This window comes from Streptomyces sp. RP5T, from assembly GCF_003933965.1.
In the GTDB taxonomy this organism is placed as follows: domain Bacteria; phylum Actinomycetota; class Actinomycetes; order Streptomycetales; family Streptomycetaceae; genus Streptomyces.
In genome coordinates this window covers 1-20,282 of sequence record NZ_RSAJ01000105.1, presented here as the reverse complement: position 1 = coordinate 20,282, position 20,282 = coordinate 1, and the positions used below count along the sequence as shown (strand labels likewise).

Annotated in this window: 16 protein-coding genes; 9 read left to right on the top strand and 7 right to left on the bottom strand. The window is 71.6% G+C overall.

All coding sequences use genetic code 11. The features are described from left to right. Positions 1–18: 18 nt before the first annotated feature. From EHS43_RS14085 to EHS43_RS14070, 4 genes are all read left to right on the top strand, one after another. A complete protein-coding gene (locus EHS43_RS14085; RefSeq protein ID WP_125191114.1) occupies positions 19–834 on the top strand; it encodes a carbohydrate ABC transporter permease in 816 nt (271 codons plus the stop codon). Between the two features lie 25 nt (positions 835–859). Further along, entirely contained in the window at positions 860–3,922 is a 3,063-nt protein-coding gene (locus tag EHS43_RS14080) for a glycoside hydrolase family 38 C-terminal domain-containing protein (protein ID WP_125191113.1), read from the top strand. A gap of 130 nt (positions 3,923–4,052) precedes the next feature. Continuing rightward, entirely contained in the window at positions 4,053–4,745 is a 693-nt protein-coding gene (locus EHS43_RS14075; protein WP_125191112.1) for a GNAT family N-acetyltransferase, read from the top strand. Between the two features lie 140 nt (positions 4,746–4,885). Continuing rightward, entirely contained in the window at positions 4,886–5,680 is a 795-nt protein-coding gene (locus EHS43_RS14070; protein ID WP_125191111.1) for a trypsin-like serine protease, read from the top strand. Positions 5,681–5,682: 2 nt separating this feature from the next. Here EHS43_RS14070 and EHS43_RS14065 read toward each other — a convergent pair whose 3' ends face one another. From EHS43_RS14065 to EHS43_RS14050, 4 genes are all read right to left on the bottom strand, one after another. Beyond that, positions 5,683–7,665 (bottom strand): S9 family peptidase, encoded by a 1,983-nt coding sequence (locus EHS43_RS14065; protein WP_125191110.1) that lies wholly within the window; start codon positions 7,663–7,665, stop codon positions 5,683–5,685. A gap of 26 nt (positions 7,666–7,691) precedes the next feature. Then, a complete protein-coding gene (locus EHS43_RS14060; protein ID WP_125191109.1) occupies positions 7,692–8,267 on the bottom strand; it encodes a transcriptional regulator in 576 nt (191 codons plus the stop codon). Between the two features lie 72 nt (positions 8,268–8,339). After that, entirely contained in the window at positions 8,340–9,866 is a 1,527-nt protein-coding gene (locus EHS43_RS14055) for a DNA-binding transcriptional regulator (RefSeq protein WP_125191108.1), read from the bottom strand. Beyond that, on the bottom strand, positions 9,863–10,168 hold the full coding sequence (locus tag EHS43_RS14050) for a helix-turn-helix transcriptional regulator (RefSeq protein ID WP_125191107.1): 306 nt from the start codon (positions 10,166–10,168) through the stop codon (positions 9,863–9,865). The genes EHS43_RS14055 and EHS43_RS14050 overlap by 4 nt, the downstream gene beginning before the upstream one ends. A gap of 226 nt (positions 10,169–10,394) precedes the next feature. Here EHS43_RS14050 and EHS43_RS14045 point away from each other — a divergent pair, with 226 nt between their 5' ends. Beyond that, positions 10,395–11,516, top strand: coding sequence for a glycosyl hydrolase 53 family protein (locus tag EHS43_RS14045; RefSeq protein ID WP_125191106.1), 1,122 nt, complete (start codon positions 10,395–10,397; stop codon positions 11,514–11,516). 157 nt (positions 11,517–11,673) lie between these two features. Beyond that, positions 11,674–13,071: a cytochrome P450 gene (locus tag EHS43_RS14040; RefSeq protein WP_125191105.1), complete on the top strand. Its 1,398-nt coding sequence runs from the start codon at positions 11,674–11,676 to the stop codon at positions 13,069–13,071. A 73-nt stretch (positions 13,072–13,144) separates the two neighbouring features. Here the strand turns inward: EHS43_RS14040 and EHS43_RS14035 are convergent, their stop codons facing one another. The 3 genes from EHS43_RS14035 to EHS43_RS14025 form a co-directional block, all read right to left on the bottom strand. Further along, positions 13,145–13,801, bottom strand: a complete 657-nt coding sequence (locus EHS43_RS14035; RefSeq protein ID WP_125191104.1) for a YceI family protein — start codon at positions 13,799–13,801, stop codon at positions 13,145–13,147. A gap of 108 nt (positions 13,802–13,909) precedes the next feature. After that, on the bottom strand, positions 13,910–15,502 hold the full coding sequence (locus EHS43_RS14030; RefSeq protein ID WP_125191103.1) for a cation acetate symporter: 1,593 nt from the start codon (positions 15,500–15,502) through the stop codon (positions 13,910–13,912). Further along, positions 15,496–15,930 (bottom strand): DUF485 domain-containing protein, encoded by a 435-nt coding sequence (locus EHS43_RS14025; protein ID WP_125191102.1) that lies wholly within the window; start codon positions 15,928–15,930, stop codon positions 15,496–15,498. Before EHS43_RS14025 ends, EHS43_RS14030 begins: the two co-directional genes overlap by 7 nt. Positions 15,931–16,441: 511 nt before the next feature. Between EHS43_RS14025 and EHS43_RS14020 the strand changes: the two genes are divergently transcribed. The 3 genes from EHS43_RS14020 to EHS43_RS14010 form a co-directional block, all read left to right on the top strand. Further along, positions 16,442–17,980, top strand: a complete 1,539-nt coding sequence (locus EHS43_RS14020) for an acyl-CoA carboxylase subunit beta (protein ID WP_125191101.1) — start codon at positions 16,442–16,444, stop codon at positions 17,978–17,980. A 23-nt stretch (positions 17,981–18,003) separates the two neighbouring features. After that, complete coding sequence (locus EHS43_RS14015) at positions 18,004–19,716, top strand: fatty acyl-AMP ligase (protein WP_125191100.1); 1,713 nt, start codon at positions 18,004–18,006, stop codon at positions 19,714–19,716. Next, a partial coding sequence (locus EHS43_RS14010; RefSeq protein WP_260470523.1) for a beta-ketoacyl synthase N-terminal-like domain-containing protein occupies positions 19,713–20,282 on the top strand: 570 nt, incomplete at its 3' end. The genes EHS43_RS14015 and EHS43_RS14010, both read left to right, overlap by 4 nt.

Genomic DNA, 20,282 nt, shown 5'->3' with positions numbered 1-20,282 from the left:
CACCGGGACCGACGCCGGGTGCGCCCCGGACGCGTCGTGATCAACATCGTGCTGCTCGCGGTGTCCGTGCTGTACGTCCTGCCGCTGCTGTGGATGCTGCTCGCCTCGGTGAGCGACACCAACTCCTTCCGCCTGACGTGGCCTTCGTCGCTGACGCTCGACAACTTCGACGCGGTCCTCGACGTCGACACCACCTATCGCCCGATGCTCAACAGCCTGCTGCTGTGCGGCTTCGGCACCGCGGTGACCGTGGTGGCGTCGGTCCTGTGCGCCTACCCGCTCTCGCGCTACCGGTCCCGGCTGCGGCGGCCGTTCCTCTACACCGTCCTGTTCTCCACCGGCCTGCCCATCACCGCCGTGATGATCCCGGTGTACAGCATGTTCGTGCAGGTGAACCTGATCGACTCGATGCCGGGCACGACCCTGTTCCTGGCCGCGTCCGCGCTGCCGTTCGGGATCTGGCTGATGAAGAACTTCATGGACGGCGTGCCGATCGTCCTGGAGGAGGCCGCCCGCATCGACGGCGCCAACACCCTGCAGGTGCTGTGGCGGGTGGTGCTGCCGCTGATGCGGCCGGGCGTCGTCGTGGTCACCATCTTCACGTTCATCGGCATGTGGGGGAACTTCTTCGTCCCGTTCATCCTGCTGCTGTCCCCGGAGAAACTCCCCGCGTCCGTGAGCGTGTTCACCTTCCTGTCCGCCCACGACCAGACGCAGTACGGGCAGTTGTCGGCGTTCTCACTCCTCTACTCGCTGCCCGTCGTGATGCTCTACCTGCTGCTGGCCCGCAAGCTCGGCGGCGGCTTCGCGCTCGGCGGCGCCCTCAAGGGCTGATCTCCCCCACCTGTACGGAGCTTTGATGCACAACGATCGCGACGTCACCGAACAGCGGCTCGCCCGGGTGCTGGCCGAACGCATACGGCCCGCCGTCCACGCCCGGGCCGTCCCCCTGGACGTGCAGGTCTGGAGCGTCCCCGGCGAGCCGGTCCCGGTCCGCGAGGGCCTCGCCGCGCCCTACCGTCCGGCCCGGGTGGGCCAGTGGTGGGGCCCCGCCTGGTCCACGAGCTGGTTCAAGGTCAGCGGGAGGGTCCCCGCGCAGTGGGCCGGGGAGCGTGTGGAGGCCATCCTGGATCTGGGCTTCGCGACGCATTCCGCGGGCTTCTCCGCCGAGGGACTCGTCTACCGGCCCGACGGCACCGCGGTGAAGGCGCTCAACCCGCGCAACACCTGGCTTCCCGTGACCGAACGAGCGTCAGGGGGCGAGGAGTTCACCGTCTACGTCGAGGCCGCCGCCAACCCGGTCGTCATGCACACCGCCCCCGGCGAGCTCAGCTTCGGACCCACCTCGGTGGGCGGCAGGGCACCCTGGCTGGGGGACCCCGCCGCGGACCCCGGTGAGCCCCTCTACCGGCTGCGGCGGCTGGACCTCGCCGTGTTCGACCGGCAGGTCCACGAACTCGTCCAGGATCTGGAGGTGCTGGGGCAGCTCATGCCCGAGCTGTCCCCCGACTCCCCGCGCCGCTGGCAGATCCTGCGGGCCGTCGAACTCGCCCTGGACGCGGTCGACCTGCAGGACGTGAGCGGCAGCGCGTCCGCCGCACGGGCCGCCCTCGCCCCCGTCCTGGCGTCCCCCGCGCACGCGAGCGCGCACCGCGTCTCGGCGGTCGGGCACGCACACATCGACACGGCCTGGCTGTGGCCGCTGCGCGAGACCGTCCGCAAGGTGGCCCGGACGGTCTCCAACGTCACCCACCTGATGGACGAACACCCGGAGTTCAAGTTCGTGATGTCCCAGGCGCAGCAGCTGGCATGGCTGAAGGAGCACCGGCCCGAGGTGTACGCGCGGGCGCAGGAGAAGGCGAGGACCGGGCAGTTCCTGCCGACCGGCAGTCTGTGGGTGGAGCCCGACACCAACATCAGCGGCGGCGAGGCCCTGGTGCGCCAGTTCGTCCACGGCAAGCGCTTCTTCCTGGAGGAGTTCGGCGTCGAGACCGAGGAGATGTGGCTGCCGGACACCTTCGGCTACAACGCGGCCCTGCCCCAGCTGATGAAGCTGGCCGGGGTGAAGTGGTTCCTCACCCAGAAGATGTCCTGGAACACCACGAACAAGTTCCCGCACCACTCCTTCTGGTGGGAGGGCATCGACGGCACCCGGATCTTCAGCCACTTCCCGCCGGTCGACAGCTACAACGGCGAGCTGTCCGGCGCCGAAGTCGCCCACAGCGTGCGGAACTTCCAGGACAAGGCGGGCGCCAACCACTCGCTGATCCCCTTCGGCTACGGCGACGGCGGTGGCGGGCCCACCCGCGAGATGCTGGCCCGCGCCGAACGCCTGCGGGATCTGGAGGGCTCGGCGCGCGTCGAGATGGAGGGGCCCGGGGAGTTCTTCCGGCGCGCGCACGCCGAGTACGAGGCCAACGGCGGCGCGCCGGTGTGGTCCGGGGAGCTGTACCTGGAGTTCCACCGCGGCACCCTCACCAGCCAGCTCGCAACCAAGCAGGGCAACCGGCGCGGCGAACACCTGCTGCGCGAGGCGGAGTTGTGGGCGTCCACCGCTGCCGTACGGCATGGACTGCCGTATCCGTACGAGGCGCTGGACCGGCTGTGGAAGACGGTGCTGCTGCACCAGTTCCACGACATCCTGCCCGGGACGTCCATCGCGTGGGTGCACCGGGAGGCGGAGGAGACGTACGCGGCCGTGGCCCGGGAGCTGGAGGAGCTGATCGGCGGGGCCCAGGAGGTGCTGGCCGGGGAACCCGGGGGCACGGTCGTCTTCAACTCCGCGCCGCACGCCAGGGGCGGGCTGCCGGCCTTCGGCGCCGGCCCGCGCCCCGGGACCGTCGACGCTCCGGTGGCGCCGGTCCCGGACGGGGAGGGCTTCGTTCTCGACAACGGCCTGCTCCGGATCGTGGTGGACGCCCGCGGCCTGGTCACCTCCGCCTACGACCACACGGCGGGCCGGGAGGCGCTGGCCCCCGGGGCGGTCGGCAACCTCCTCCAGCTGCACCAGGACTTCCCCAATCAGTGGGACGCCTGGGACGTCGACGTCTTCTACCGCAACACCGTCCGCGACCTCACCGACGCCGAGTCCGTCACGGCGACCGGCGACGGCGTCCGGGTGGTCCGGGTCTTCGGCGCCTCCAGGATCGAGCAGACCCTGACGCTGCCGGCCGGGTCACGCCGGCTGGTGATCGACACGGTCGTCGACTGGCACGAGCGGGAGAAGCTCCTCAAGGCGGCCTTCCCGCTGGACGTGCGGGCCGCCCACTCGACCGCCGAGATCCCCTTCGGGCACGTCGAGCGGCCCACCCACACCAACACCAGCTGGGACGCGGCCAAGTTCGAGACGTGCGCCCACCGCTTCCTGCACGTCGGCGAGCCCGACTGGGGAGCCGCCCTGGTCAACGACTCCTCCTACGGCCACGACGTCACCCGTGACATCCGCCCCGACGGCGGTACGACCACCACGGTCCGCCTCTCCCTGCTGCGCGCGGCCCGCTTCCCCGACCCCGACCAGGACCAGGGCACCCACCGGCTCGGCTACGCGCTGGTGGTCGGAGCCGACGTCACCGACGCGAGGCGCGAGGGCTACCGGTTCAACCTGCCCGAGCGGGTCGTACCGGGCAGCGCGACGGTCGCCCCGCTGGTGTCGGTGGACCACGAGGGCGTGGTCGTGGAGGCGGTCAAGCTGGCCGACGACCGCAGCGGGGACGTCGTCGTACGGCTCTACGAGTCGCGGGGCGCCCGGGCGTCGGCCACCCTCACCACCGGCTTCCCGCTGGCGTCCTCCGCGGTGACCGACCTGCTGGAGCGCCCCCTGGACGACCCGCACAGCCACCGGCACCTCCAGGACGGGGTCCGGTTGACGCTGCGGCCGTTCCAGATCCTCACCCTGCGGCTGCGGCCCGCGTCGGACGGGTGAGTGACCGTCGGCGTGGACCTCGCTGATTTACTGGACGTGCCGGTACGCGCGGTGAGCGAACACGGTGGGCGAGCGGGGACGCCACGGCGGTGCACGACGATCCGTTGCGAGAAGGGGCAGGCCCACCGCGATGACCAGCGCGGACGCCGCCGTACTCGACGATCCGGTGGGCGCGTCACTGCGCGGCCCCCACACGGGCCTGGCCCGCAGGCACGGTCGCGCCGCCGCCTGTCTGCCCGACGTCGCGTCCTTCACCGCGGTGTCCCGCGCTCCGGAGGCGGCGGACTGGGACGATCTGGCACGGCTGCTGGGCCCGGGCGCGTTGGCCGACCTGTTCAGCGGCGCGGGGACCCCGCCGCCGGACTGGGCGCCGGTCTTCCTCCTCGAAGGACGCCAGATGATCCGGCCCGGTACCGGCCTCGCCGGGGCCGCGCCCACCGGTGTGGTGGAACTGGGCGCGGCCGATGTGCCGGAGATGCTCGCCCTCGCCGCGCGGACCCGGCCGGGACCGTTCTGGCCGCGCACCCGTGAACTCGGCACCTACCTCGGCGTCCGCGTCCACGGCAGGCTCGTGGCCATGGCGGGCGAACGGCTGCGCCCTCCCGGCTGGGCCGAGATCAGCGCCGTGTGCACGGCACCCGAGGCACGCGGCCAGGGCCACGCCGCCCGCCTGGTGAACGCGCTCACCGCACGCGTCCTGTCCCGCGGCGAACGCCCCTTCCTGCACGTGGCGGAGACCAACACCGCCGCGATCGCGCTCTACGAACGGCTCGGCTTCGAAACCCGCAGGCCGGTGACCTTCCGCGGCTTCCGCATCCCCTGAGGTCCGCCGCGCGGGGTGGTGCCGGAACCGGAACACGGGCCTTCGCCGAAACCGGCCGGCCCCCGACGCTCGTCCTTCCCACCGACCACACAGCGCGGGCCGGTCCACGCCCCGCGCCGAGCAGTTCAGGGGGAACCACCATGCCGATCCGCGCTGCCGGAAGAACCCGTCCCGGACCACGCACGGCCGCCGTCGTCACCACCGCCGTCCTCGCCGCCGGGGCGCTTCTGTCCACCGCCGCTCCCGCCTCGGCCGTCAAGGGCGGCCGTCCGGCCGGCACGGAGGCCCGGCCGTACGCCATGCTGATCGAGTGGCAGGGCAGCCAGTTCTGCACGGGGACGCTCGTCGCGCCCAGGAAGGTGCTCACGGCCGGGCACTGCGTGGTGAGCGCCGGTGACCTGTCGTCGCTGACGGTCGTCGGCGGCCGCGACCAGGTGGACGGCACCGGCGGCACGGAGCGGACGGTCACCTCGGCCCGGATGGACTCGCGGTACGGCTCACCCGGTTACGCCCACGACGCCGCTGTCCTCACCCTGGACCGGCCGATGCCGTACCGGACGATCCGGGTGGCCGGCCCCGGGGACGGCAAGCTGGTGGCGGAGGGCCGGAAGGCCACCGTGCTCGGCTGGGGACGCACCGGGCCTGGCGTCAACGGAACCAGGCTCAAGCAGGCCAGGCTCGTCATCTCAGCCGTCGCCGCCTGCCGGCCGTACACCGATCCCGACACCGACCCCGCCGAGATGCTGTGCGGCATGTCCCGCCCCGGCACCACGGACAGCATCTGCCCCGGTGACTCCGGCGGACCGCTGATCAGCGGCGGCAAGGTCGTGGGAATCGTGTCGTCCGGCAACAAGTACTGCGACGAGCAGTACCCGGTCTCCGTGTTCGTGCGCGCGGACTCGGTCGCCGCGGACCTGGGCATCCCCACGCACTGAGATCACAGGAGCCCCGGCCGCCTCCACTCCTCGCCGCGAACATGGTGGTCGAGGAAGTTCAGCGCCGTCTCGTACACGAGCCGCAGATGGTTCGGGGCGTCGATGCCGTGGCCCTCCTCCGGGAAGTACAGGAACTTCGCGGGCACGCCCTGGCGTCGCAGGTCGTGGTGGAGGGCCATGGACTGGCTCGTCGGTACCCGGTAGTCCTTGCCGCTGTGCACGATCAGCATCGGCGTCATCAGGTTCTCCGCGTCGAGGTGGGGCGAGTCCGCCTCGTACCGTTCGCGCCGGGTGCGCGGGTCACCGAATATCTCGCGGAAATACGTGTGCATGTCGGTCTCGCCCTCAAATGCCTCCAGGTTCCACAACCCGGCGTGCGAGACGAGCGCCCGGAAGCGGTCGGTGCGGGTCGCCGCACAGTTCGCGAGATAGCCGCCGTAGGACCAGCCGGCGAGGGCCGTCCGGCCCGCGTCGAGATCGTCGCGGGCCAGCGCGGCGTCGGTGAGGGCGATGACGTCGCGATAGGGCCGGCCGCCGTACTGGCCCCGGCCGCGCTCCTGCATCCGCTGCCCGTATCCGGACGACAGGGCCGGGTCCGGCAGGAGCACGGCGTAGCCGCGGGCCACGAAGGGCCACGGGTTCCACTGCCAGGGCCAGTCGCTCCAGGACCCCTGCGGGCCGCCATGCGCCTCGACGAGCAGGGGCGCCGGGTTGCCGGGGCCCGTGTCCTCGGGCACGACCAGCCAGGCGCGGAGCCCGAAGCCGTCGTCTCCGGTGGTGCGGACCTCGGTCAGCGTGCCGGGGAGGGGGCCGAGGTCCCCCGGGGCCCGGAGGAGGACGGGCTCCTGGTCGGGCTTTCCCGCGTCCAGACGGACCGCCCTGGGCGGGCTGTCGAGCGCGCTGCGCAGGGCGTACAGGCCCGTTCCGTCGGGAGTCACGCAGAGGGAGGTGTAGGCGCCGGAGGCGGTGAGGCGGGTGACGGTGCCGTCCGGGTCGCGGCGGAAGACCGGGCGGTGGCCGCGCTCGTCGCCGGTGAACCACAGCGTGGTGTCCCCGGGGACCGGTGAGGGGAGCACTCGCCCCGGCCACGGCCAGTTGTCGAAGTCCGGCAGGAGATCCGTCTCCTCGCCGGACTCGGGGTCGAGGGCGACGAGGGTGACCTGCCACTCGCTGTCGTACGTCTCCTCCCGCAGGCGCTGGCAGATCAGGCGCGTGCCGTCGGCGGTGAAGGCCGGGACGTAGTACTGGTGCCCCGGGCGGGAGAAGGTGCGGCGCTCCTCGCCGGTCGAGGCGTCGGCGATCACCACGACGTTCGTGTCCGGGGCGGTGCTGGTCGGGGCCCGCGTGTAGGCGACCAGCGAGCCGTCCGGCGAGAGGGCCATGTCCCCGGCGCCCGCGAGTCCTTGTGCGCCCGCGTCGACCGGCGGGGCGTCGCCGCGCAGGACGAAGGTGTGCGGCTCGGCGGGGCCGAGGTCCATGCCGTCGGCACGGGTGGGGGTCGCCTCGTACAGGACGGCGGTGACGCGTGCCCGGTCGCGCTCGTGGAGCAGGGCGGCGTGGGTGTCCGGGTCCTTCGCCCCCGGCATCAGGGCGGCCGTCCAGGCGAGCGTGCTCGCACGAGAGGCGGCGGCGAACGCGGTCAGCCCGCCCGGGTGATGGGCGATCCGGTCGGCCTCGCCGTTCCCGGGCAGCGCCCACAGCGCCGGTCCCGGCGGGTCCTGCGGGTCACGGTCGGAGAGGAACAGCAGCGTGCCGTCGGCGGCGAAGGCGGGGGCGAAGTCGCCCCGGCGGGACCCGGTCACGAGCCGCGCGTCGCGCTCGCCCGCGGGATCCACCTCCCACAGCTCCGGCACGTACCGCGTGCCCTCGTCGTCGAGGGTCTGGACGGAGGCGACCAGCCGGGTGCCGTCGGGCGCGAAGGCCAGGCCGGTCAGGCGGGGCCGGTCGACGAGGCGGTGGTGGAGGGCGTGGGGGTCGTTGACCATGCTGGTCATTGTGCCCGGGCACTGTCTCAGGCCGCGAACCCGATTGCGGTGACGAACTCGTACTCTCCCCACTGGCTGCCGAGGTCGACCACCACGTCGTTGACCCACGCCTCGTCCAGCGCGGCGTCGTCGCCCGCGGCCCAGGCCCGGACGACACGGTCCCAGTGACGGACGTTCAGGGTGCGGAACTCCACGGCCCGTTGGCGGGGGCGGGGCACCTGGCTCTGGTTGACCGGGTGGAACTCGACCCGGGTGCCACGGCCCTCACGGGTCAGGCGTACGAGCAGATACCGGGCGACGTTCTGCCGGCGCACGGTCCGGTACGCGCTCTCGATCTTCTCCAGGTTGCGCCTCGACGGGCTGCGCCGCTCCTCCAGCCACGCCCGCAGTGTGCGGTCGGTGACCGTCAACCCGGCCTCGCGTGCGGAGGCGCGGGCGTGCTCGGTGCGGGTGAGGTAGTGCAGCCGGGCCAACAGGCCGCGCCGGGTGGTGATGGGGGTGGCGATGAAGGTGGCGAGCGCGTCGAGCTGCCGGGCCACCGCCTCGTGTCCCCTGACGCCCCGGGCCCCGTACTTCCCGAACTCGATGTTTCTCTCCGGCACCGCGTCTCCTCATGTCCGCCGCTGATCGAAGGATGCTCGCCGGCCTGCGCCGGGGAACATCCGGAGGTGTCGTCAGGCACCGTCGTCCGTGGGGTGGCCGGTGCCGACGGTGTAGACGTCCTTCACCTTCACCTCGGTGACCCCGCGCCCCTCGGCGAACACCGCACGCCAGTCGCCGGCCACGTGCAGCTCGTCGGTGCCCATCGCGCGGACGACCGTGAGGCCCTCGTCGTAGGCGCGGTGGGCCTTCCACCACAGGTTCACGAAGGCCTGGGAGCGGATGAGGTGCATCCAGTCGGGGCGGTACAGCTCCCGGTTGTAGTTCGACTCCCCCATCGTGGAGACGAACTTGGAGTACATGGCCTTCACGTACTCCAGCGTCACCTCGTCGTCCTCGGCGATCGCGCGGTCGCGGGCGTCCTTGAGGGCGATACGGAACTTCTCCAGGAGGTTCTCGGTGGCACCGGAGGTCCAGGACTCGTGGATCTGCGGCGGTTCGCACAGGCCGTACTTCGGTCCCGCCAGGCGCAGCAGCAGCCGCAGGGTCGGTTCGGTCACCCACAGCGGGCCCGGCTCGTCCCGGCCGCCCAGCGGGTTCGGCACGTAGGCGTCGTGGTCCCAGGCGGGCGGGGTGATCAGATGGACACCGGCGCGCCGACGGTCGTGGTCACCGCCCTCGGAGTGCTCCAACTGGCCGATCGGCAGGTGGGTCTTGAGCGCGGACAGGTAGGCACCGTTGATGTCGAGCGCGGTCACCTGGTGCTCGCCGGGCGGGAGTTCGGTCCTGGTCCACTTGGGGCGGGCCTCCCAGATCTGGTCGGCCCCGCGCGCGGTCTGCTTGCGCAGGATGTCGGGCAGCCAGGGGTGGGCGACGATGTCGTACCGGCCGCCCTTGCGGCTGTCGTCGAGGAGCGCCATCGCGTCCGGGATCGCCCGCTTCACCAGCGACGCGGTCGCCGCCTCCACATCACCGTTGTGCTGGTCGAGCGCGGTCGCGACGGCGCGGGCGATCAGGTCCGGGCTGTCACCGGCCTGCACCCGGCGTCCGACGGGTACGACCTTCACGCCGCGCGGGGTCTGTTTCGCCGGCCGCGGCGGGGGCGGAGCCTCAACCGTGCCGCAGTCCGCGGGGTCCAGGTGCTGGGGGAACCCCTCCACCTGGTGCCGGGCCGGCTGCCCGCACAGGACACAGGGCCGCGGCTCGGCGAGCAGGTCGACGTCGTCGAGGTCCGCCGGCTCTCCGGCATCCGCCGCGCCACCGACGTCGGCGACTTGGGCACCCGCCGAGCCGCTCTCTTCGGGCGCTTCGGCCACCGCCGAGCCACTCGCGTCGGCCGCCTCGGGGGCGGCTTCCCCCGCCGCCAGTTTCGTCCGTGCCCCGTCCAGGAAGTACGCGTACTTCTCCCGCACCTCCCCGCTCGGCTCCCGGCCGGACTCCCAACCCCCCACGGTGGAAGCGCTGACGTCCAGGACCCTCGCCAACTGCGCGCGGGACACGTTCAGTTCCTCGCGGACCGCGCGCCGCTCCGCGGGCGGCGGCAGCGGGATCTCCTGCCGGGCCTCGGCGAGCAGCGCGTCGATCGCGTCGAAGCCGGTCATCGCACTCCCCCGTCCTGAGCAGCCGCGGGACGCACGGCCCGGCCGGGGGCGCGGCGCCGCTGGGCGGGCAGCGTCTCGGTCGCCCGGGTGGGGCCGGCCAGGAGGTCCAGCGGGTCGATGCCGTAGTGCGCGGCGACCGCGTCGCAGTCGGCCAGGCTCCAGGCGGCGGTGCCGGACTGACGACGGCTCACCTGCGCCTGGCTCACGCCCAGCGCGCAGGCCAGTTCCGTCTGCGACTCACCGGTGGCGTACAGCAGGGCGGCCACCGCCGACCGCACCCGCTCGTCGAGCGTCATCCGCATGACGGGGAACCTACCACTCCGGGCGCACCCGCTATGCGCGACACGCATAGGGGGTGACAGCAGGTCCGTACTGAACTGTGTACGTACACAATCGATCTCCCTGACACGCACGTCTCTAACCTCGTAGAAATGCTGCGTACACATGTATTTACAGCCCCTACAGCCCTCCGTACTGTGAACGTTCACGGAAATCATTCACATGGTCATGTCAGACAAGGAGGTCGGGATGACCGTCAAAGGTCCGCGTCGCCTGATTAAGGCCGCCATGCTCCTGGCGGCACTCGCCCTGCCCGCATCCCTGCTCACCGCGTCCACCAGCGCCTCCGCCGCCGGAACGCTCACCATGCGCGGTGCCGATGTGTCGACCGCCCAGCGCGCCCTCGACCTCGGTGCCAAGTACTACGACGCGAGCGGCACCGCGAAGGACCCGCTGGACATCCTCAAGGGCCTCGGCGTGAACTACGTCCGCCTGCGGATCTGGAACAACCCCGCGAGCGGCTACAACAACAAGGCCAAGGTGCTGGCGTACGCGAAGACGGTGAAGGCCAAGGGGCTCAAGCTGCTGGTCGACTTCCACTACTCGGACACCTGGGCCGACCCGGGCAACCAGAACAAGCCCGCGGCCTGGGCCGGCCACACCATCAGCCAGTTGCAGACCGACGTCTACAACTACACGTACGACGTCTGCAACAGCCTCAAGTCGCAGGGCACCACCCCGGACAGCGTGCAGATCGGCAACGAGATCAACGTCGGCATGCTGTGGAACGAGGGCAAGGTCGTCAACAACGACTTCACCAACCTCAGCCTGCTGCTCAAGTCCGGCTACAACGCGACCAAGGCGTGCAACAGCGGCACCCAGGTGATCATCCACACCGCCGACGCCGACAGTGACGCCAACGCCCGCTGGTTCTACGACGGAATCAAGGCCAAGGGCGTCACCTGGGACATCACCGGGCTGTCCTACTACTGCCCGTGGCACGGCACGATCGCCAACATGGGCAGTGTCGTGGCCGACATGAAGTCACGGTACGGCAAGGACGTCGTCATCGCCGAGACCGCCTACCCGTTCACCTCGGCCAACGCCGACAGCACCGCCAACTCCATCACGACGGGCTGCTCGGGCTACCCGCTGAGCTGGCAGGGCCAGGCGGACAACTTCACCGCCGTGCAGAACGCGGCCCGCAGCAACGGCGCGATCGGGGTCTTCTACTGGGAGCCCACCTGGTACGCGGTGAGCGGCAACGGCTGGAACCCGGCCGACATCGACAACAGCGGCAACGGCTGGGACAACATGGCCGTCTTCAACTGGACCGGCAATGTGAACCCGAACATCAAGTGGACCCCGTAGCAACCCAGTTCGCACCGGAGCGGCACCGCCCTCGCGCGGTGCCGTTCTCCGTTGCCCCGCCGCCCTCGATCGCCGGGTCGGTAATCACCCCCCGCCATGGAGGAAGCGCAGGGGGTCACATTACTCTGGCGTAGCGCCGGAGCGAGGGAAGGAAGCCATGGGGGCTCAACTGAACAGTGGATCGGCGGCCGACCACGAGTCGCTGGAGTCGATGAGCCTCCAGCCGCTGATGACCCGCGACTACGAACGGGATCCGGCCATCGAGTACGAGCGTCTGCGCCGGACGCACGGCCCGGTCGCGCCGGTCGACCTGCTGGGAGTTCCCGTCTGGCTCGTGCTGGGCTACGAGGAGGCGTACGAGGTCCTGCGCGACGACCACGCCTGGCCCAAGGGGCTGGAGAACTGGCGGGCGCGGCGGGAGGGACGGCTGCCCGAGGACTGGCCCCTCGCACCCTCGCTGGACGTCAACCACGTGCTGATCCAGGGCGGCGAGGGCTACCGCGGGCTGAAGGTGGCCTGGGACACCGCGCTGCGCCCCTTCCAGGACCCCCGTCACCCGGTGGCCAAGCGGCTGAAGGCCCAGATCACCCGGGACGCCGACGAGCTGATCTCGCTGTTCACCCAGGGCGGCCGCACCGGCTGGGCGGACCTGTCCGCGCAGTTCGCGCGGCCGCTGCCGCTCATGGTCGCCAGTCATCTGCTCGGCTTCCCGGGCTCGCAGCACGACGACGCGCTGATGGACATGTGGCGGGTCCTGGACGCGGGGCCGGACGCGGGGCCCGCGCTGGAGCGGCTGCTCGCCACCCTGTCGGAACTCGGCGCCTCCAAGATGAAGGAGCCCGGCGACGACTTCCCCTCCTATCTGCTCGCCTCCCATCCCGGCCTGAGCGTCGAGGAGTTGTCGCGCGAGCTGATGATGCTGCTCGGGATGACCTCGGACCATGTCGGCATCCTGATCTCCAACACGGTCGTCGAGGTCATCACCGGGAACCTCCCCGCGAGCGCCGGGCTGTCCGCGGGGCTGATCAGGGAGACCATGAACCGGGTGGTGATGCAGAAGCCGCCACTGATCAACTTCGTGCCCCGGTTCCCGCTGAAGGACATGCGGCTGGGCAACTACACCATCGCGGCCGGCGATCCGGTGTGGGTCTCGGTCGGCGCCGCGCACGCGGATCCGGCCTTCGCGGCGAAGGTCTGCCCCGATTCGACCATCAGCACGCGGGCTCATCTGTCCTGGGGTGCCGGTCCGCGGCAGTGTCCGGCGCGGGAACTGGCCGGGGGCGCGGCCGCGATCGGCGTGAGCAGGCTCTTCGAGCGGTTGTCCGGGCTGGAGTTGTCGCTGCCCGCCGACCAGCTGCCGTGGCGCTCTTCGCCGTTCATGCGCGGTCTGCGGTCGCTCCCGGTGCGCTACACGCTCTCGGGCACGCCCGCCCTGCCGGTGCCACCGTTGCCGCCCCTGCCCGCCGCGCCGGACTCCGCCCCGGCCGACACGTCCGCCGTACGGCCGCGTTCGTCACTGTGGCGCTATCTGGCCGGGCTGGTGCGCGGGCGCTGACGCCCCTTGACAGCACCGGAGCGGGCCGCGGACTTCTCCGAGTCCGTGGCCCGCTCCCGGGGGCAGGTACCGGTCAGCCGACCGGAGGGGTGCGGATCGCGGCGATGTCGAACTGGAGGCGTACCTTCTCGCTGACCATGGCACCGCCCTCGGCGAGCCGGGTGCTGTAGGTCAGGCCCCATTCGGAGCGGTTGATGGTGGTGGTGCCGTCGAAGCCGGCCCGCTGGTATCCGAACGGGTCAGTGACATGGCCTATGTAGGTGAGCTCCAGGACGACGGGGCGGGTGGTCGCCTTGATGGTGAGGTCGCCGGTCATCCGGTACACGTCCGGGCCGACCACCTCCACCGCTGTGCTGACGAACCGCATGCGCGGGTAGGTCGAGGCGTCCAGGAACTCCCGCCCCACGAGGTGACCGTCGCGCTGTTCCACGCCGGTGTCGACACTGCCGGTGGAGATGATGATCTCCGCCTTCGAACGGGACGGGTCACGGCCGTCGAAGTAGAGGCGGCTCTGGTACTCCAGGAACGCCCCGCGCACGGTGGTCACCATGGCGTGGCGCACGGAGAAACCGATCCTGCTGTGGGCGGGGTCGATGGCCCATTCCCCGGTCAGGGCCGCCAGTCCCGGGTCGGGAAGGACGGCTGTGGCAGTGGCCGACGACCCGGTGGGGGGCTGGGAATCGGCGGGTTCCGTGCGACGGAACATGGTGCCACGGTTGAACAAGTTCATGCATCACCTAATTACTGCACGGGAGTTGTCGCCGCAAGCCGTGCAGCGCTGTCGACGAAATATCTACGAGTTCACCACACACTTCCCGGAAAGGTCAGGGAGAAACAGCTAGTCGGCTCCGACAAGGGTCCGCACTTCGAAGCCCTCGTATGTCTGCATTGCTTCGGGACGGCTCAGTACCGAACCCAGCCAGCCGAGCAGGAAACCGGCCGGGATGGAGACGATTCCGGGATTCTGCAAGGGAAACCAGGCGAAATCGGCGTCCGGGTAGAGCGAGGCGGGGACGGAGGAGACGACCGGGGAGAAGACGACCAGAAGCACCGAGGTGAGCAGGCCCCCGCACAGGCTCAGCAGGGCGCCCTGCGCGGTGAACCGCCGCCAGAACAGCGTGAAGACGAGGGTCGGGAGCAGGGCGGAGGCGGCGATGGCGAACGCGAGGAAGGCGAGGGTCGCGGAGTTGGCTCCCCAGGAGACCAGGGCGAGCAGGATGCCGAGCACGCCGATGACGGCCGCCGCGAGCCGGGCCACGGCCAGCTCCTCCGTCTCGGTCGCCCTGCCCTTGCGGATCACCTCGCCGTACAGGTCGTGGGCGAGCGAGGAGGCGGCGGCCAGGGTCAGGCCGGCCGCAACCGCGAGGAGGGTGACGAAGGCCAGGCAGGACAGGAGCGCGGTCAGGACGGCGCCGCCCAGTTCGTGCGCCAGCAGCAGGACCGCCGCGTTGCCCGTGCGGTCGTTCTCCGCGATGGTGTCGCTGCCGAGGACGGCGGTGGCACCGAGGCCGAGGATACCGGCCGCCAGGCAGACGAGGCTGACCAGCCCCATGGCCCACACCACCGAGGTACGCAGGACACCGACCGACTTCGGGGCGAGCAGCCGCATCATCACGTGCGGGAGGGCGGCGAGGCCGAGCACGATGGCCAACTGCAGGCTGAAGAAGTCGAGTTTGCTGGTGGCGCTGGCTCCGTAGCGCAGTCCGGGCTCCAGGAACCGCGTGCCCTGCCCGCTGTTGTCCGCGGCCGCGGCGAGCAGGTTCTCGACGTTCCAGTCGAAGCGGTGGAGCACCATCACCCCGGCCACGGTGACGCCGCAGAGGAGCATGACCGCCTTGACCACCTGGATGAAGGTGGCGCCGGGCATGCCTCCGATGGCGGCGTAGACGATGACGACGGTGCCGATGACGACGACGCACAGGGTGCGGGTGGCGGTGCTGGGTTCGCCGGTGAACTGGGTCAGCAGGGCGACGCTGCCCACGAGTTGGGCCACCAGGTAGAGCGTGGCGATGGCCAGGGTGCACAGGGCCAGGGCGAGGCGGACCGGTCGGCGCAGGCGGGTGAGGCGCATCGCCAGGGTGTCACCGAGGGTGAACCTGCCGGTGTTGCGCAGGGGTTCGGCGATCAGCAGCAGGACCATCATCCAGGCGACGGCGGTGCCGCACAGGTAGAGCAGTCCGTCGTACCCGGTCAGGGCGACCAGTCCGGTGCTGCCCAGCAGGGTCGCGGCCGACAGGTAGTCGCCGCACATCGCCAGGCCGTTGCGCAGCGGGGACATGGTGCGGTTGCCGAGATAGAACTCACCGATCTCGTCGCGCTGTGGTGCGGTCAGCAGCGCGGTGAACAAGGTCACGACGACCACGGACAGGAAGAGCACGAGCGTCAGCTGGAGGCTGAGGCGGTCCACGACGGAGGCGCCGAGCGTCACCATGGGCGGAACTCCTCCTCGCGAGGGGCCGTGCGCGCCTCGAAGGCCGCGCGTTCGCGTGCCGCGCTCTCGTGGAGGCGGACCAGTCCGCGCAGTCCGCGGACCACCGGGTCGACCTGGGTGCGCATGTGCACGAGGTAGCGCCACACGATCAGGCCCATGAGCGCGAACTGGCCGAGCCCGAGGGCGAGTCCGATCGTGAGATGGCCGCTCAACGAGGTGTTCAGCAGGCCGGGCGCAAAGCTGGACAGCAGGACGTACAGCAGGAAGCCGCCGACGGCCACGGCCGTGGCCCGGACACCGAAGCGCCGGTGGCCGTGGCGCAACGACTGGTACGCGGGCCGACGGGACACCGGATGCCGGTCCGCCGGTTCGGAGCCCGCTTCATAGGGCGGCGGGGGCCCGCCGAGCCCTGTGGAGTGCCGTGACACATGCACCTTCTTTACTGCCGCGCCGGTCGTGGCATCAATGGCACGCCGGAGTCATGCACTGTGCGGACGTGTGGGGGATTCGTGAATCGAGAATTCACGTGAGTCGAATTGCGCGCTTGATGACAAGCCGGGTGGGGGCGACCGAGAGGGCCTGAGGGGGTGGCCATGAGGCCGGGACCGGGATTGTTGCAGCGCGTGCGTCGGACTATCAACCGGGAGGTCGAACCGAATCGGGAAAGTGACTCATTCGCGTGCTTCGATTCCCGGACACGGCATCTCACAGCCTGCGACAAGGCCGGACTCCGGAATAGGTCTGCACCTTCTCTCCGGCCAGGTTGTCTCAAAAGCAGCGCACAGAGGATCGCCGCCGGACACAAGGCGCTTGTCACCGACGGAGCAAGGCCGGCCCGCCGGGACTCACCTCGCGCAAACAGAACGGCGTAGGGCTCGGCCCGCGCCGGAGGCGCTGCCATATTCGAAGGCCACTTCGGAGGTGGCTGTGACACTAGAGGTGACGACGACACGTCCGCCCGACCGCACCGCCGACCGCGTCCTCGCGCTCGAAGCCCGCCGGGCGCAGGCGGTGGCCGGGAACAGGCCGAGACGACGCGGCAAGTTCGGCGCCCGGGAGCGGATCGACCTGCTGCTGGATGCCGGCTCGTTCACCGAGACCGGCCTGTTCGTCCGGGCCCGGCCCACCGGGGACGACGGTCAACGCCCTTACGGCGACGGTGTGATCACCGGATACGGCACCGTCGACGGGCGTCCCGTCTGCGTGTTCTCCCAGGACTCCACGGTCTTCGGCGGCAGCATGGGCGAGGCATTCGGCGAGAAGACCGTGGCCCTCATGGACCTCGCCCTCAGGACGGGCTGCCCGGTCATCGGGCTCAACGACGGTGGCGGCGCCCGCATCCAGGAGGGCGTCGTCTCGCTCGCCCTCTACGCCGAACTGGTGCGCCGCAACGTCCAGGCGTCCGGGGTGATCCCGCAGATCTCCGTCGTCCTCGGCCCGTGCGCCGGCGGGGCCGCCTACTCCCCCGCCATCACCGACTTCACCGTGATGGTGGACGGCGCCTCGCACATGTTCGTCACCGGGCCCGACGTCATCGAGGCGGTCACCGGGGAGCGCACCAGCGCCGAGGAACTGGGCGGCGCCCGGACCAGCAACTCCCTGAGCGGCAACGCCCACTTCCTCGCCGCCGACGAGAGCGAGGCCCTGGACACCGTACGGGAGCTGCTGTCGTACCTGCCCGTCAACAACCTGGAGCGGCCGCCGCAGTACGCCCCGCTGCCGCCGGCCGACATCCCGCTCGACGAGATCGTGCCGGACCGGCTCGGGCAGGCCTACGACATGCGGGACATCCTGCGGGCGGTCGTCGACGACGGCGAACTCCTGGAGGTGCAGGAGCTGTTCGCGCCGAACATCATCTGCGCGCTGGCCCTCGTCGAGGGCACCTCCGTCGGCGTGGTCGCCAACCAGCCGCTGCACGCGGCCGGGGTGCTGGACATCGACGCCTCCGAGAAGGCCGCGCGGTTCGTACGGTTCTGCGACGCGTTCGGCATTCCGCTGCTGACCTTCGCCGATGTGCCGGGCTATCTCTCCGGGGTCCGTCAGGAGCAGGCCGGGATCATCCGGCGCGGCGCCAAACTGCTGTACGCGTACGCCGAGGCGACCGTGCCGAAGGTGACGGTGGTGGTGCGCAAGGCCTACGGCGGCGGTTACGCGGTGATGGGCTCCAAGCACCTGGGCGCCGACATCAACCTCGCCTGGCCCACCGCGCGGATCGCGGTGATGGGCGCCGAGGGCGCGGTGGGGGTGCTGCACCGGCGTGAACTCGCCGCCGCCGACGACCCCGACGCCTTGCGGGCCCGTCTGGTGGACGCCTACGAGAGCACCCACGGGACGCCCTACCCGGCCGCCGAGCGCGGCTACGTCGACGCGGTCATCGCCCCGCGCGAGACCCGTGCCCACATCTGCCGTGCCCTGCGCACGCTGCGCGGCAAACGCGCCCCGATGCCGGAACGCCGGCACGGCAACATCCCGCTCTGACGCCTCGCGAGGAGATCTGCCCGATGGACATGCGCCGTCCCCCGCTCGCCCCCGCGTTCCCGAGTCTGCCGGAGTACGTGAGCCACTGGGCCCGGACCACCCCGGACCGCCGGGCGTTCACCTTCGTCGACCATCCCGCCCCGCACTCCCGCGGTGTCCACCGCACCCTGACCTGGCGCCGGCTGGACCTGCGGGTGCGGGCGGTGGCCGCCCGGCTCGCCGAGGAGGCCGAGCCCGGGGCGCGGGTCGCGGTGCTGTGCCCCCAGGGGCTGGAGTACGTCACCGGGTTCCTGGGCGCGCTCGCGGCCGGCATGGTCGCCGTACCGATGTATCCGCCCGGACTGCCCGGCCACGGCGACCGGCTGGCGGCCGTGCTGGCCGACGCGCGGCCCGCCGTGGTCGTGACGGCAAGTCAGGTCGTCGACGAGGTGCGGGACTTGTGCCGGGACACCGCCGCCCGGGTCGTGGCCGTGGACCAGGTGCCGGACGCCACCGCGCGGGAACTGCCGCCTCCGGCCGGTGAGATCGCCTACCTCCAGTACACCTCCGGGTCCACGCGTACCCCGGCCGGGGTGGAGATCGGGCACGCCAACGTCGTCGCCAACGCCCGGCAGGCGCTGGGCGCCTACGGCGCGGACGTCCACCAGGTGACCTTCGTGGGCTGGCTGCCGCTCTACCACGACATGGGACTCGTGCTCAGCGTCGCCGCACCGGTCGTGCGCGGTCTGCTGTCGGTGCTCATGGACCCGGTCGCCTTCCTGCACGAACCGGCGCGCTGGCTGCGGCTGTTGTCCGCCCATCCGCGGGCGCTGAGCGCGGCGCCCAACTTCGCCTACGACTACTGCGCCTCGGCGGTGACCGAGGACCAGAAGGCGGACCTGCGGCTGGACGGGGTCGTCGCGCTGATCAACGGCAGCGAGCCGGTGCGGCCCACCACGGCCGACAGGTTCCAGGCCGCCTTCGCCGCCCAGGGACTCGCGGCCACGGCGCACTGTCCGTCGTACGGGCTCGCCGAGGCGACCGTCTTCGTCAGTGCCGCCCGGCCCGGGGAGGCGGTGCGCCGGTTCGCCCTCGACCGGGACGCGCTCGCCGCGGGCAAGGCGCTGCCCGCGCGGCCCGACGATCCCCGGGCCGTGCTGCTCGCGGGCTGCGGAAACCCGGTGGGCCAGGAGGTCCGCATCGTCGACCCGGTCACCGGCGCCCACCTGTCCGAGGGCGAGGTCGGTGAGATCCAGGTGCGCGGGCCGAACGTGGGCCGCGGCTACTGGAACCGGGACGAGCAGACCGCCCGCGTCTTCGGCACGGAGGGCCGGCTGCGCACCGGTGACCTGGGGACCGTTCTGGAGGGGCAGTTGATCGTCACCGGCCGGCTGAAGGACCTCATCGTCGTCGACGGACGCAACCACTACCCGCAGGATCTGGAGGCCACCGTCCAGGAGGCGCACCCGTCGGTACGGCGCGACCGGCTCGCCGCGTTCGGGGTGGCGGGGCCCCTGGGCGAGCGGGTGGTCGTGGTGGCCGAGCACGCCCGGTCCACGAGCCTCGCCGAGATCGACGTACCGGCTCTGGTGCGGGACGTGCGCGCGGCCGTGTCCGGGCGGCACGGGGTGCGGCTCGCCGATGTGCTCCTCGTCCCGCCGGGCACGGTGCCGCGGACGTCCAGCGGCAAGGTGTCACGGGCGCTGACGCGTGAGCGGTATCTCGCGGGCGCCTTCGCGGCGGGCGGCGCCGCGTGAGGGCCGTCGACGCGAACGCGGTGCGCGGGCTGGTCGCGGAGCGCGTCGCCGGGTGGACCGGCACGCCCGCCGCGGACGTCCCGATGGACCGGCCGCTGGCGGACCTCGGGATGTCCTCGCGGGAGGCGGTCGTGCTGGCCGGGGACCTCGCCCGGCTGACGGGACGGGAGCTGCCGCCCACACTGCTGTGGGAGGCGCCCACCGGGGAGGCGCTGGTGGCGCACCTGTGCCGTACGCCGTCGGAGGCCACGGCGCCGGTGCCCGCCACCGCGGCGCCCGCGGCGGAGCCCGTCGCCGTCATCGGCCTCGGCTGCCGCCTCCCCGGCGGGGTCCACGGCCCGGCGGACTACTGGCGGCTGCTGACCGACGGCGTCGACGCGATCGGAAGGGTCCCCGGGGACCGCTGGCGCGACTTCACCGCCTTCCCGCCCGAGGACACGCCCCCGTACGGCGGCTACCTCGACGACATCGCCGGGTTCGACGCGGACTTCTTCCGGATCACCCCGCGCGAGGCGGCCGTCATGGACCCGCAGCAGCGGATCCTCCTGGAGGTCGTCCACGAGACC

Excerpts from the sequence above, each read along its gene's own strand:
- EHS43_RS14050 (WP_125191107.1), bottom strand. The coding sequence starts at position 10,168 with ATGCGGATGACGCTCGACGAGCGGGTGCGGTCGGCGGTGGCCGCCCTG.
- EHS43_RS14030 (WP_125191103.1), bottom strand. The coding sequence starts at position 15,502 with ATGGTGACGCTCGGCGCCTCCGTCGTGGACCGCCTCAGCCTCCAGCTG.
- EHS43_RS14070 (WP_125191111.1), top strand. The coding sequence starts at position 4,886 with ATGCCGATCCGCGCTGCCGGAAGAACCCGTCCCGGACCACGCACGGCC.
- EHS43_RS14065 (WP_125191110.1), bottom strand. The coding sequence starts at position 7,665 with ATGGTCAACGACCCCCACGCCCTCCACCACCGCCTCGTCGACCGGCCC.
- EHS43_RS14040 (WP_125191105.1), top strand. The coding sequence starts at position 11,674 with ATGGGGGCTCAACTGAACAGTGGATCGGCGGCCGACCACGAGTCGCTG.
- EHS43_RS14080 (WP_125191113.1), top strand. The coding sequence starts at position 860 with ATGCACAACGATCGCGACGTCACCGAACAGCGGCTCGCCCGGGTGCTG.
- EHS43_RS14055 (WP_125191108.1), bottom strand. The coding sequence starts at position 9,866 with ATGACCGGCTTCGACGCGATCGACGCGCTGCTCGCCGAGGCCCGGCAG.
- EHS43_RS14075 (WP_125191112.1), top strand. The coding sequence starts at position 4,053 with ATGACCAGCGCGGACGCCGCCGTACTCGACGATCCGGTGGGCGCGTCA.
- EHS43_RS14045 (WP_125191106.1), top strand. The coding sequence starts at position 10,395 with ATGACCGTCAAAGGTCCGCGTCGCCTGATTAAGGCCGCCATGCTCCTG.
- EHS43_RS14035 (WP_125191104.1), bottom strand. The coding sequence starts at position 13,801 with ATGAACTTGTTCAACCGTGGCACCATGTTCCGTCGCACGGAACCCGCC.
- EHS43_RS14015 (WP_125191100.1), top strand. The coding sequence starts at position 18,004 with ATGGACATGCGCCGTCCCCCGCTCGCCCCCGCGTTCCCGAGTCTGCCG.